The sequence below is a fragment of the Ignavibacteriales bacterium genome (assembly GCA_026390775.1).
Lineage (GTDB): Bacteria > Bacteroidota > Ignavibacteria > Ignavibacteriales > Melioribacteraceae > Fen-1258.
Genome location: JAPLFF010000008.1, coordinates 49,861 through 62,508, shown reverse-complemented (window position 1 = coordinate 62,508; position 12,648 = coordinate 49,861). Strand labels below are relative to the sequence as shown.

At 35.3% G+C, this 12,648-nt stretch carries 17 protein-coding genes; 15 read left to right on the top strand and 2 right to left on the bottom strand.

The window, feature by feature from the left end; translation table 11 throughout:
• Window positions 1-2: 2 nt before the first annotated feature.
• The 4 genes from NTZ27_12895 to NTZ27_12880 all read left to right on the top strand — a co-directional run bounded on the left by NTZ27_12895 (window position 3) and on the right by NTZ27_12880 (window position 3,339).
• Window positions 3-1,364, top strand: a complete 1,362-nt coding sequence (locus tag NTZ27_12895; GenBank protein MCX6175643.1) for a PFL family protein — start codon at window positions 3-5, stop codon at window positions 1,362-1,364.
• Between the two features lie 42 nt (window positions 1,365-1,406).
• Window positions 1,407-2,012, top strand: coding sequence for a LemA family protein (locus tag NTZ27_12890; protein MCX6175642.1), 606 nt, complete (start codon window positions 1,407-1,409; stop codon window positions 2,010-2,012).
• Window positions 2,013-2,053: 41 nt separating this feature from the next.
• The gene (locus NTZ27_12885; protein ID MCX6175641.1) at window positions 2,054-2,788 is read left to right on the top strand and encodes a TPM domain-containing protein; all 735 of its coding nucleotides are present in this window, start codon (window positions 2,054-2,056) and stop codon (window positions 2,786-2,788) included.
• 218 nt (window positions 2,789-3,006) lie between these two features.
• Entirely contained in the window at window positions 3,007-3,339 is a 333-nt protein-coding gene (locus NTZ27_12880) for a 4Fe-4S dicluster domain-containing protein (protein ID MCX6175640.1), read from the top strand.
• 55 nt (window positions 3,340-3,394) lie between these two features.
• Here the strand turns inward: NTZ27_12880 and NTZ27_12875 are convergent, their stop codons facing one another.
• Window positions 3,395-4,285 carry an endonuclease/exonuclease/phosphatase family protein gene (locus NTZ27_12875; GenBank protein MCX6175639.1) on the bottom strand — a complete coding sequence of 297 codons (891 nt, stop codon included), beginning with the start codon at window positions 4,283-4,285 and terminating at the stop codon, window positions 3,395-3,397.
• Between the two features lie 70 nt (window positions 4,286-4,355).
• Between NTZ27_12875 and NTZ27_12870 the strand changes: the two genes are divergently transcribed.
• The 4 genes from NTZ27_12870 to trxB all read left to right on the top strand — a co-directional run bounded on the left by NTZ27_12870 (window position 4,356) and on the right by trxB (window position 7,623).
• Entirely contained in the window at window positions 4,356-5,204 is an 849-nt protein-coding gene (locus NTZ27_12870; GenBank protein MCX6175638.1) for an MBL fold metallo-hydrolase, read from the top strand.
• Window positions 5,204-5,539, top strand: a complete 336-nt coding sequence (locus NTZ27_12865; protein ID MCX6175637.1) for a Rieske 2Fe-2S domain-containing protein — start codon at window positions 5,204-5,206, stop codon at window positions 5,537-5,539. Before NTZ27_12870 ends, NTZ27_12865 begins: the two co-directional genes overlap by 1 nt.
• Window positions 5,540-5,640: 101 nt before the next feature.
• Complete coding sequence (queG, locus tag NTZ27_12860) at window positions 5,641-6,567, top strand: tRNA epoxyqueuosine(34) reductase QueG (protein ID MCX6175636.1); 927 nt, start codon at window positions 5,641-5,643, stop codon at window positions 6,565-6,567.
• A 105-nt stretch (window positions 6,568-6,672) separates the two neighbouring features.
• The gene (gene trxB, locus NTZ27_12855) at window positions 6,673-7,623 is read left to right on the top strand and encodes a thioredoxin-disulfide reductase (protein ID MCX6175635.1); all 951 of its coding nucleotides are present in this window, start codon (window positions 6,673-6,675) and stop codon (window positions 7,621-7,623) included.
• 70 nt (window positions 7,624-7,693) lie between these two features.
• Here the strand turns inward: trxB and NTZ27_12850 are convergent, their stop codons facing one another.
• On the bottom strand, window positions 7,694-8,038 hold the full coding sequence (locus tag NTZ27_12850) for a hypothetical protein (protein ID MCX6175634.1): 345 nt from the start codon (window positions 8,036-8,038) through the stop codon (window positions 7,694-7,696).
• A gap of 207 nt (window positions 8,039-8,245) precedes the next feature.
• Here NTZ27_12850 and NTZ27_12845 point away from each other — a divergent pair, with 207 nt between their 5' ends.
• The 7 genes from NTZ27_12845 (at window position 8,246) to NTZ27_12815 (ending at window position 12,641) form a co-directional block, all read left to right on the top strand.
• Entirely contained in the window at window positions 8,246-8,812 is a 567-nt protein-coding gene (locus tag NTZ27_12845; protein ID MCX6175633.1) for a sigma-70 family RNA polymerase sigma factor, read from the top strand.
• A complete protein-coding gene (locus NTZ27_12840; GenBank protein ID MCX6175632.1) occupies window positions 8,809-9,339 on the top strand; it encodes a hypothetical protein in 531 nt (176 codons plus the stop codon). Before NTZ27_12845 ends, NTZ27_12840 begins: the two co-directional genes overlap by 4 nt.
• Before the next feature lie 95 nt (window positions 9,340-9,434).
• On the top strand, window positions 9,435-10,343 hold the full coding sequence (gene era, locus NTZ27_12835) for a GTPase Era (protein ID MCX6175631.1): 909 nt from the start codon (window positions 9,435-9,437) through the stop codon (window positions 10,341-10,343).
• Window positions 10,336-11,286 carry a DMT family transporter gene (locus tag NTZ27_12830; protein ID MCX6175630.1) on the top strand — a complete coding sequence of 317 codons (951 nt, stop codon included), beginning with the start codon at window positions 10,336-10,338 and terminating at the stop codon, window positions 11,284-11,286. The genes era and NTZ27_12830 overlap by 8 nt, the downstream gene beginning before the upstream one ends.
• Window positions 11,267-11,545: an acylphosphatase gene (locus NTZ27_12825; GenBank protein ID MCX6175629.1), complete on the top strand. Its 279-nt coding sequence runs from the start codon at window positions 11,267-11,269 to the stop codon at window positions 11,543-11,545. The genes NTZ27_12830 and NTZ27_12825 overlap by 20 nt, the downstream gene beginning before the upstream one ends.
• Window positions 11,542-12,033: a 2-C-methyl-D-erythritol 2,4-cyclodiphosphate synthase gene (gene ispF / locus NTZ27_12820; GenBank protein ID MCX6175628.1), complete on the top strand. Its 492-nt coding sequence runs from the start codon at window positions 11,542-11,544 to the stop codon at window positions 12,031-12,033. The genes NTZ27_12825 and ispF overlap by 4 nt, the downstream gene beginning before the upstream one ends.
• On the top strand, window positions 12,033-12,641 hold the full coding sequence (locus NTZ27_12815; protein ID MCX6175627.1) for a DedA family protein: 609 nt from the start codon (window positions 12,033-12,035) through the stop codon (window positions 12,639-12,641). Before ispF ends, NTZ27_12815 begins: the two co-directional genes overlap by 1 nt.
• The last annotated feature ends 7 nt before the right edge of the window (window positions 12,642-12,648 follow it).

Genomic DNA, 12,648 nt, shown 5'->3' with positions numbered 1-12,648 from the left:
TCATGCCTTATGAGTTTGGAGAAATACTTGAAACTATCCGAATGACTGAGATCGAGCATTTCGATATTAGAACTGTAACGATGGGAATTAGTTTGAGAGATTGCCATGATAGAAATATTGAAGTGACTAAACAAAAAATATATGATAAGATTCTTCGATACGGAAAACAGCATGTAAAACTTGCTAAAGAAGTGGAATCACAATACGGAATTTCAATTGCAAATAAGCGTATATCTGTAACACCAATTTCAATTCCATTCGATGCTTGTAACGCAGAAGAATTTATTGAAATTGCAAAGACTCTTGATAAAGTTGCCGAAGAAATCGGTATAGACTATATTGCCGGATTCACAGCACTTGTTCAAAAAGGAATGACCAACGGTGAACTGGAACTAATAAAATCAATTCCATTTGCACTTTCACAAACAAAAAGAGTCTGCTCAAGCGTTAATATAGGTTCTACCAAAGCCGGCATTAATATGGACGCAGTGATGATGATGGCGGAGGCAATAAAACTAACTGCGGAAAAAACAAAAGATAACGATTCGATCGGTTGTGCCAAACTTGTGGTTTTTGCAAATGCAGTTGAAGATAATCCGTTTGTTGCCGGTGCATTCCACGGTGTAAGTGAACCGGAAATTGTTTTGAATGTTGGTATCAGCGGTCCCGGAGTTGTATTGGAAGCTATCCGTGAAGCTGGAAATGTTGATCTGCAGCAGCTTTCGGAAGTGATCAAAAAAACTATTTTTAAAATCACACGTGCTGGAGAATTGATCGGAAGAAAAGTCGCAGAGAAAAATAGAATTCCATTTGGAATCGTAGATATTTCTTTAGCGCCTACACCTGCTGAAGGTGACAGTATAGCAGATATTTTGAAAGCGATGGGCATTGAAGATGTTGGTGCGCCCGGAACAACTGCTGCTCTCGCTATGTTGAATGATTCGGTTAAGAAAGCCGGCTTGATGGCAAGTTCTTCTGTCGGTGGAATGAGCGGTGCGTTTATTCCGGTTAGTGAAGATATGGGAATGATCCGCGCAGTTCAGGCAGGAAATCTTTCACTGGAAAAATTAGAAGCTATGACGGCTGTTTGTTCAGTTGGACTTGATATGATTGCAGTGCCTGGCGATACTTCTGCTACAACTATTGCAGGAATAATTGCTGATGAAGCCGCCATTGGAATAATTAATGATAAAACAACGGCGGTAAGAATTATTCCCGCCTACGGAAAGAAGATCGGAGACTTTGTTGATTACGGCGGACTCTTGGGTAAAGCACCAATCATGGAAGTAAGAACAATAAGCTGTGCAGGATTTGTCGGTAGAGGTGGAAGAATTCCCGCTCCGATGAGAAGTCTTACTAATTAAAATAAGTATTCAGAAAAAAGTTTCAAGATAAAAGGAGGACAAATGAGCAAAGGTCTTAAGATCGGTTTGGGGATTCTTGGTGTGCTAGTCGTTTTTATTATTCTTACGGTTTCTTATGTCACACGAAAATACAATGGTTTTGTTGGAATGAATGAAAACGTAAAATCTGCCTGGGGCCAGGTGGAAAATGTTTATCAAAGAAGAGCCGATCTCGTTCCAAATTTAGTTGCAACAGTTAAAGGTGTTGCTAACTTCGAAAAAGAAACCTATACAGCAGTAACAGAGGCCCGTGCAAAAGTTGGACAGATTAAACTCACATCCGATCAGCTTAGCGACCCTGCAATGATTCAAAAATTCCAAGCTGCTCAAGATGGTTTGGGAAGTGCGTTATCGCGATTATTAGTTGTATCCGAAAATTATCCCCAACTGAAAGCGAGTGAGAATTTTCAAACTCTACAGCAACAACTTGAAGGTACTGAAAATCGGATTACTGTAGAAAGACAAAAATATAATCAGATTGCAGCTGAATTTAATACTGCAATAAAGAAATTTCCCGGTGTAATAATTGCAAACTTCGGCGGCTTTAAGGAAAAAGAATATTTCAAAGCAGCAGTCGGTTCAGAACAAGCACCAAAAGTACAGTTTTAAGAAAATAAAGTGAAGAGTTTAGAACGCAGAGTGGACAATTGATGAAAAAAATAATTTTCTTTTTATTCTTACCTATTTTATTTCTGAAAGCTCAGATAGAGTTTCCGGTATTAAAAAATTATGCAAATGATTTTACTAATACATTATCAAGCTCCGAGCTCTACACTTTTAATACAGCACTTAAAAAATTTGACGATTCAACTTCCAACCAAATTGTATTTCTTATGATCTCTGCTCTTAATGGAGCTTCATTAGAAGATTTTACATATCAAACAGCAACAAAAAATCAGATCGGTTCAAAGAAAAATAATAATGGGGTTCTTTTTTTTATTGCCAAGGATGACCGCAAGATGAGAATTGAAGTCGGTTACGGATTGGAAGGAACTTTACCGGATGCACTTACCAACTCGATTCTTAGAAATGAAGTCCGTCCCTATTTTAAGCAGGGTGATTATTATTCGGGGATTGCCGCCGGAATAAATGCAATATCATTAGCAACGCGCGGTGAATATCAAGGAGATGGAGGTAAAAGAGGAAAGGGTACCGGTACAGGATTTCCTTTCATCTTTGTAATAATCCTTTTCATAATCATCTCTTCCATTTTTAGAAAAGGAGGGAAAGGTGGAGGTGGTGGAATTTTACCTTGGATAATATTAGGTTCAATGGGAGGCAGTCGTAGTAGCGGTGGATGGGGATCTGGTGGTGGCGGCGGTTTTGGCGGATTTTCGGGGGGTGGCGGTGGTTTTGGCGGCGGCGGAGCAAGCGGAAGCTGGTAAAATATTAATTCAAAAGCCCAATTTGTCTTGAAGTTCTAACCTTGTTTTAGTATTATTTCAACCGTATTGATAGTAATTTCTATAGATTTGAAATTATTGAACCCATAATCTAAGAGTTAAATGATTTTTTTTCTGAACGAGACCTGCAAATGTTTTAGAACAAAATTCCTAAGATTAAACTCAACGATTAAATTTTTTAATAAATAAGGAGGCCAATTATGGCAATCATGATAACTGATGAATGCATCAATTGCGGCGCATGTGAACCGGAATGCCCAAATACAGCAATTTATGAAGGCGGTGCTGAATGGAAACTTGCCGGCAACAATTACGGAGAAGGTAAAGCAGCTCCTTCCGGTGCCGATGGATTTTTCTCAAAAGATTTTTTCTATATCGTTCCCGATAAATGTACCGAGTGTGTCGGATTCCATGATGAACCACAGTGTGCGGCTGTTTGTCCCGTTGATTGCTGCGTTCCGGATCCTAAACATGTGGAGGATAAAGACACACTGTTGAAAAGAAAAGAATATTTGGATGGATTAGGAAGATAACATTTAGAATTTAACTTTAAGATTTTATTAGGGCGACCCGCGAGTCGCCCTTTTTTTAATACTTAATTTCTGCAGTCACCGGAAAATGATCTGAAGGATACTTGCCATTATAACTAGTTCGAACAATCTCTGATCTTTTTACTTCAAATTCTTTTGTAACAAAAATAAAATCAATTTTATCTCCGTTTGTTTCCCCTTTAAATGAATTAAATGTTCCTTCATTCGGTTTCTTTTTGTGAAGTTTTCTATAAGAATCAATCAAACCATGAGAAAGAATTGTTTTGATTGCATGATTATCATTCCCGCAGTTGAAATCTCCGGTTAGAATTACTGACAAAGATTTTTGGCTAATCTTTCTAACAAGAAGTTCTGAGCTTTTTTCTCTTGATGGTTGTGATTCATGATCAAGATGTAAGTTGAATATGTAAAATGATTTGCCGGAAAGTTTATCTCGAAATAAAGCCCACGTGCAAATACGGGTGATATTGTTGCCCCAGCTTTTAGATGCAATAACATCCGGCGTTTCTGAAAACCAAAATGTACTGCTCGAATCTACAGAGAAACGATCTTTTAAGTAAAAGATACAAGAATGCTCTCCCGCGCTTTTGCCATCATCACGTCCAACTCCTACATAGGAATAATTGGGCATCTGTTTAAGAAGCTCATCTATCTGAAGTTGAAGAGCTTCCTGTAATCCAAACAAATCCGGATTAAAATTCTTAATTGTTTCAACAACATTATTTTTTCGATACTCCCAATTGTTCTCACCATCATTTGCTGTTCCGTAACGAATATTGAAAGTCATTACCTTTAATTCATTGTATTGTTTTTGTTGAGAATAGATTATTGTTGCAATAGAACCATTCAACAATAGAGCAATAAATAGAAGCTTAATCAAATATTCCGCTGAACTATGAATGAATTTTCTTATCATATTGTTAAGCATAAAAATTTCCTTAGATATTTGTAACTTTAACTTAAAGATATCAACAACAAAATAAAAATAAAGACTAAAAATGAAAATTGGTAAATATGAATTGAAGGTAATAGAAACCGGTGTATTCGGATTAGACGGCGGTGCAATGTTCGGAATAATTCCTAAACCGCTCTGGAGTAAATTTAACCCTGCCGATGAGCAGAACAGAGTTACATTGCACGCACGCAACTTGCTTTTGTTAAGTGACTCGCGCAAAATTTTAATTGACACAGGTATTGGTTCTGACTGGGATGAAAAGTTTATACGAAACTACAGGCTGGACCAAACTGAAAACACTATGTCCCACTCACTCAATAAACTTGGTATTAAACCCGATGAAATAACGGATGTTCTTTTAACTCATCTTCATTTCGATCATACCGGCGGTTCAACTTACTTAAAAGACGGTAATTGGATTCCAACTTTTCCAAATGCAAAATACTATGTTCAGAAGAAACATTTTGAGTGGGCAATAAATCCTACAGATCGTGACCGTGGGAGTTTTATTCAAAATAGATTTATGCCTTTACACAATGAAGCATTATTAAACTTTATTGATGGAGAAGTTCAATTTGATGATGAGATTGAATTTCTTACAATTAACGGACACACATCTTTTCAGCAAATGATAAAAGTTCATGATTCATCCAATACGGTTTTGTTTTGCGGCGATCTTTTTCCATTCACTTCTCATATCCCGATTCCATACGTAATGGGTTATGATCTACAGCCGCTTGTTACTGTACAAGAAAAGAAAAAAATTCTTCCTATCGCAATCGAGCAGAATTGGAAATTATTTTTCGAACACGATCCCGAAGTGATTATGGCAACTGTTGCTGAATCACAAAGAGGATTTTCGATTGACCAAGTTTTTACCGAGATGATTTAATGAAACATAATGACGGCTTTATTAAAGTTTGTAAAAACTCAGAACTTAAAGAAAAAATCGGGAGACGGTTCTTTGTTGATGATGTTGATGTTGCTTTATTTAAAGTTGAAGGACAAATTTATGCTTTGAGCAATGTTTGCATCCATCAAAAAGCGGCGATAATTTATGATGGATTTATTGAAGATGGAAAAGTTACTTGCCCTTCTCATGGCTGGCAGTTTAATTTGAAAACAGGAAAAGTTCCTCATGGAATTAAAGGTCTAGATTCATATGAAGTAAAAGTTATTGGCGATGATATTTTTGTAAAAGTTTTTAAAAGAGAACTGAGATGGTAAAAGAAATAGAATGAGGAACAGACGGAAAGGAAAAAAATAATAATTCTAAGGCGCTTAGAAACTCAGTTATTTAGGCACTCAGAAACTCAGTCACTTCTAAAATGAAACTCACTAACCAAATAATAATCGAAAAAGCAAAAGAAATAGGATTCGATCTAATCGGATTTGCAAAAGCTGATCTACTTCAAAACGAAACAGAAAAATTAAAAGAATGGTTGAGTAAAGGATTTCATGCTTCCATGGATTATATGGAACGCAACTTTGAAAAACGATTCAACTTAAATAATATTTTACCAAATGCTAAAAGTGTTATTTCACTTGCGATAAATTATTATACCGATCACAAATACACTAATGAAAAAGGTTTCGGAAAAGTATCCCGCTATGCCTGGGGAAAAGATTATCACTTAGTTATTTGGGAGAAGTTAGAAATTCTTGAAGAACAACTTAAAGAGATTGATCCTTCTTTTAATTGTCTAACTTACGTTGATACCGGTCCGGTAATGGATAAAGCTTGGGCAGTTCGATCCGGAATTGGTTGGTTGGGAAAGCATACAAATGTTATTACAAGAGAAATGGGAAGCTGGATATTTTTGGCGACAATTATTTGCAATCAAGAATTTAATTATGATGAACCAATAGAAGATTTTTGCGGCTCATGCAGAGCTTGCCTTAATGCTTGTCCTACTAATGCTATTGTTGATGAATATGTTGTTGATGCAAATAAATGTATTTCCTTCTTAACCATTGAAAACAAAGGAGAAATATCCGGTGAATTCAAAAACCAATTTGATGACTGGCTTTTCGGCTGTGATATTTGCCAGGATGTTTGTCCGTGGAATAAAAAATTTCCGACTCAAACACGCGAAAGAAAATTTGAACCGAATGAGAATAAAGAAATTCCTCTTCGAGAAATTATTGAGATGGATTCTGAAGATTTCAAAAAGCGATTTGAAATAAGCCCTATCAAACGTGCTAAGTTAAACGGCATTAAACGTAATGCTGAGTTCATAATGAAAAACCGTTGATTCACTTCATTAATTAGAATCCGATTCAAAATAATTCCATCTAATAATTATAAAAATTGATCACATTTTAGGTAATTTTGTTTAGTAAAATTTGGAGATTAACTAATGTCAAATAATCATCATAAAGTTATAATAATTGGTTCAGGTCCGGCAGGGTTAACAGCCGCGCTTTATACATCACGTGCAAATCTAAATCCGGTTGTCTTTGAAGGCATGCAGCCCGGTGGACAATTAACAATTACAACAGAAGTTGAAAACTTTCCCGGTTTTGAACATGGAATCCAGGGTCCGGAATTAATGGATGTTATGCGTAAACAGGTTCAACGGTTTGGTGCGCAATGTTTTTTTAAGAATGTAACTGAAGTTGATTTTTCCAATCGCCCTTTGGTAGTAAAATCGGAAAACGAAACATTCACGGCGGATTCTGTAATTATTTCAACCGGTGCATCAGCAAAATTACTGAACATTGAAAGTGAAAAGAAATATATGGGCTACGGAGTTTCTGCATGTGCAACTTGTGATGGTTTCTTTTTCAAAGGTTTGAAAGTTTTGGTTGTCGGCGGGGGTGACACCGCGATGGAAGAAGCAAATTATCTGACAAAATTTGCATCGGAAGTTTCAATTATTCACCGCCGCAATGAATTTCGTGCCTCAAAAATTATGTATGACCGTACGAAGAAAAATCCAAAAATTAAATTCATAACTAATGCAGTTATTAAAGAAGTGCTTGGTAAAGAAGAAGACAATAAAAAATTTGTAATTGGTGCGCTTCTTAAAAACACAAAAGACGGTTCTACATGGCAAATTCCGGCAGACGGAATTTTTATGGCAATTGGTCATCACCCTAACACTTCACTCTTCAATGGGATTTTGGATATGGATGAAACCGGTTATTTAATTGTAAAACCAGGAACGACTAAGACAAACATTGAGGGAGTTTTTGCTGCCGGCGATGTTGCAGATAAAACTTACAGACAAGCTGTTACTGCTGCAGGTAGCGGTTGTATGGCTGCAATTGATGCACAACATTGGCTTGAAGAACAAGAGTTAGCTTAATTTAAAACTTAGAGACGCTCTGTTGAGCGCCTCTTTTTTATTAGATGCAAAGCCATCCGTCGTTACAAAATCAATTTCCGTTTCCGTTTTTCAATTTTCTTGTTAAAAGAAAAGCTCCAACGAATCCCAGGCCCGTCATTGTTACGATACTAAATGGAATCCATTCTTCATAACCGGTCCAATTACTGAAAAGAAAACCAGCGCCTAAACCGAGTCCGACGAATAATGTTAGCACTCCCAACTTTAATAAAAGATAAGGATCGCGTTTTGTTCTTAAGAGCTCAACCATCTGCTCGTAAGAAAGACCTTTTTCGATCATCATTTGTTTTTCTCTTGAACGGAAATAAATGAAAGTAACGATTACAATACCTGTTACTAAGAAAAAAACCATTCCTACTACGTCTCCGCCATGCATTTTATACCTCCTTGGTTATTTATTAATTATGACTAAAATATTTCTAAAAGGTTACAACTAATTTTATTTTTCTTATGTAATGATTCACTTATCTTAAACAGAGAATTATTTATCTCACTTCTTTTGACATGGTCCAAACATTAAAGGTTACATATTATTTTCAATTTAATTGTAACCTTGGAAGAAAGTTATTAGTCTAATGCAGTAATGAGACACTTAAGTGATATCGAAATTATCGAGTCTATTAAAAGAGGAAACGTATCTGATTTCTCTCTTCTTGTAAATAGATATAAAGACAGGGCATTTTCTTTATTACGGAGAATTTTGAAAAACGAACTGGATGCAGAAGAAGCTCTTCAAGATAGTTTCTTAAAAGTATTTAATGGTCTAAAAGATTTTAGAAAAGATGCACAATTTTCAACATGGCTTTATAAAATAGTTTTCAATACCGGTTTAACAGTTTTATCATCTAAGAAAAGAAAGATAGAACAAGAAATGAGTTCGATTGACGAAGAATTTAATCTTGGCAATTATGATAATGAAATCTACGGTGCTACAGACAATGTACGGCAGTATATTCTTAAAATGGTAGATAAACTTCCCGTTCGAGGGGCTCTTGTTGTAATATTGTTTTATATGGACGGACTTTCGCTAAATGAAATTAGTCAAGTGATGGGGACTTCATTAGTAAATACAAAAGTTTTATTACATCGTTCACGTAATGCTTTGAAGGATTTACTCCTCAAGCATAACTATCAGGAGGAAATGTTATGAACAAGTTAACAGATGAAATTTTGAATAAATATATTGACGGCGAATTAGAATCATTTGAACTTGCTGAAGTAAAAAATGAAATCGAAAAGAATGATGAAGTTCTTGCAAGATTAAAAGCATTACGTCTTGTTGATAATTCATTGAAGCAAATGGAAATTGAATACGCACCTGTTAACTTTTCAGAAAAAGTAATGAAGGCAATCTTCAATGCTTCTAAAGCAGTTAAGCCCAAGATTAGTTATTTCTTTGTAACAATTATTACGCTTTTCTCTGTAGCAGTTTTAGGAGTTATTGTTGCTGCATTTAAGTCTATAGATGATGGAAATGGTCCATCAACAATGTCTCCGTATATGGATAAAGCAAAAGAAGTAATCGGAAAAAATTTAACAGCATTCCACACTTTCTTTTCAAATCAAAATGTATTGTTGGTCGTTTCGATATTAACTTTAATTCTACTTATTACGGTATATTTAACATTTGAGTCGCATAAAAATTTTAAGAATAAATTAAATAGTTATTCCCGTTAATTATCCCCAAAACTCAAACGGAATTGTTAATCTCAGTTATTGGCGTATCTATATTTCTTTCGATATTTTCACATCCACAATAAAAATAAATAATTATGTCTATTAAATCGGGATTTGTTTCGATAATTGGGAAACCAAATGTTGGTAAATCAACGCTGATGAATGCTTTGATTGGAGAGCGACTTTCTATTATTACGAACAAACCTCAAACCACACGCAAACGGATTCTTGGGATCCTAAATGCAACTGACTACCAGATTATTTTTCTTGATACACCAGGAATTCTTAATCCCGAATATCTGCTTCAAGAAAGAATGCTTGAATATGTTTTTCAATCCGTAAAAGATTCAGATGTAATTCTTGTTATTATTGATGTGGATTCAGATCCCGGCGGGTTGAAAACTTTTTCGGATGAGCGAGTTAAGGCAGTACTTAAAGAAAGCAATACAAAAAAGATATTACTGTTGAACAAAATTGATCTATCTAATCAACCGGATATTGAAAAGTTAATTAATCAATATTCTGAAAAGAGTAATTTTGAAAAAGTAATTCCCATTTCAGCCAAAGAAGGATTCAATCTTGAAAATGTAATTGGTGCAATTGTAGAACTGCTGCCGGAACATCCCAAATATTTTCCTGAAGACCAGATCACAGATGAAAACGAACGCTTCTTTGTTACAGAAATTATACGTGAAAAAGTTTTTGAAAGATACCGGGAAGAAATTCCTTACAGTACTGAAATTCTCATAGAAGAATTTATTGAACGGGAAAATGCAAAAGATTATGTAAGCGCGGTAATCGTTGTGGAAAAAGAAAGCCAGAAGCCTATCATACTTGGCGCTAAAGGCGAATCAATAAAGAAACTTGGAGAAGCGGCACGTAAGGAAATAGAAAAATTTCTACAGCGCGAAGTTTACCTAGCACTACGTGTTAAAGTCCGTGAAAAATGGCGTTCTAATCCCAACATGTTAAAAAACTTCGGCTATAATACTGAGAATGAATAACCCATCTCAAAGAACTAAAAGTAAATTTTTAGGGGAAGGTGCACTCCTTCTAATGACGATTTTATGGGGCGCAACTTTTGTTATTGTTAAAGAATCGTTGAATGATATTTCTACAATGCTTTTTGTTGCTATCCGTTTTGGTATTGCCGGTTCAATTCTGTTGCTGATTGTATCTTTCAAGAAACATAAAATTGTAAAAGAATCTATCTTACCCGGAATTTTTCTCGGAACACTTTTATTCCTTGGATTTTTTGCTCAAACGGTCGGACTTAAATTTACGAGCGCAACAAAATCCGGATTCATTACTGGTTCCTTAGTAGTTATGGTCCCGCTGTTCCAAACATTAATCGAAAAAAAATTTCCTACCAAAGGGGCACAGATCGGGACCGTGTTGGTATTCATCGGAATATTATTTTTATCGAACGGAGGTTCATCAATAAATAATTTTCTTGGTGAACTTGGTGCTAATTTTAATTTTGGCGACGGAATGACTCTTGCATGCGCGGTTTTTTATGCTTTGCATGTAGTTTATATTGATATCATTTCTTCTAAGCATGATTATTGGATTCTGCTAACAACTCAGATTGTAACAGTTGCAGTTCTCTCATTGGCAACATCATTCTTATTGGCTGGATTTTCAATTGAACCGCTTCACATTAATTTTTCTTCGTATTTAATATTCGGAATTTTATACACAGCAATTTGTGCAACGCTTATTACGATTGGTTTACAGACTAAATTTCAAAAAGTTGTTAGTCCTACAAAAGCCGGAATCATCTATTCATTTGAACCGATCTTTGCAGCGATTTTTGCATTCTTTTTACTCAACGAGAAAATCACTAACTTTGGTTTAGTCGGCAGCATATTGATTTTTCTTGGGCTGGTTTCATCTGAAGTAATTGATTCATTCTTTGAAAAGAAATATGGCAATTCAGAGGGCTGAAATATTAGTTAACGGATTTGTTCAGGGTGTTGGGTTTAGATATTTTGTTGCACGGAATGCCGAACAACTTTTATTAAAAGGTTTTACTCAGAATTTATTTAGCGGGGAAGTTTACACTGTAGTAGAAGGTGAACTTGCAATGATAGAAGAGTTGTATAAGAAAATGAAAATTGGGCCAAGACATGCAGATATTAAAAACGCTTCGATCAGATGGAGTGAACCAAAAAATGAATTCACAAAATTTGAGATAAGATATTGAACTTACAACATAAGATCGGATTCGGATATGACGTTCATAAGTTTGCTGATGGACGGAAATTAATTTTAGGCGGTATTGAAATACCATACAGAAAAGGATTACTCGGGCATTCCGATGCGGATGTTCTACTTCACGCTATTTGCGATGCAATACTTGGTGCTCTTGCTCTCGGAGATATAGGTATTCATTTTCCTAATACAGATTCAAAATATAAAAATGCAGACAGCAAAGAATTGCTGAATCATGTTTATTATCTTATGAAAGATTTTCATTACGAAATTGGAAATGTTGATTCTACAATTCTTCTGGAAAAACCAAAACTTGCACCATACATTCCAGAGATGAGAAAAATAATTGCTAACATATTGAATATTACCATAGATCAAATTTCTGTGAAAGCTACAACAACCGAAGGATTGGGTTTTGTCGGTCATGAAGAAGGTTGCGCTGCACAAGCTGTTGTTCTACTCATCAAACAAGATAAATAATGCTTCAGCAAATCATCTCTTATATAAGCACTTTAGATCCCGCACTAATTTATGTCGTGCTTTTCTTTTTTGCATTTATAGAAAATATTTTTCCACCATCGCCAAGCGATTTTGTCGTTATTGTCGGTGCAACACTAATATCTAAATCAACTTTAGGAATTATTCCTATTCTTTTGCTTACAAGTGTTGGAAGTGCACTCGGTTTTATTGTAATGTATTTTGTCGGTGAATTCCTTGGTGAAAAACTTTTACGATCCGGAAAATTTAAATTTATTAAACAAGAATCACTCGATAAAGCCGATCGTTTTTTTCATAAATATGGGTATAATATTATTCTTATTAATCGTTTTCTACCCGGTACGCGTGCTGTTGTTAGTTTCTTCTCGGGTGTTCACAGATTAAAACCAATGCGTACATTTATTTATGCCGGTGTCAGCTCATTTGTTTGGAATGCAATTTTGATCTTTCTTGGGATTCAACTCGGCAACAATCTTGAATTGGTTGACAAATATCTTTCTGAATATTCTCAGATCATATTTGCAATTACAGCTGTAATTATAATTTTTGTTTTGGTTAGATTTTGGATGAAAAAGAAAAAGAGTAAATGAATTTCTT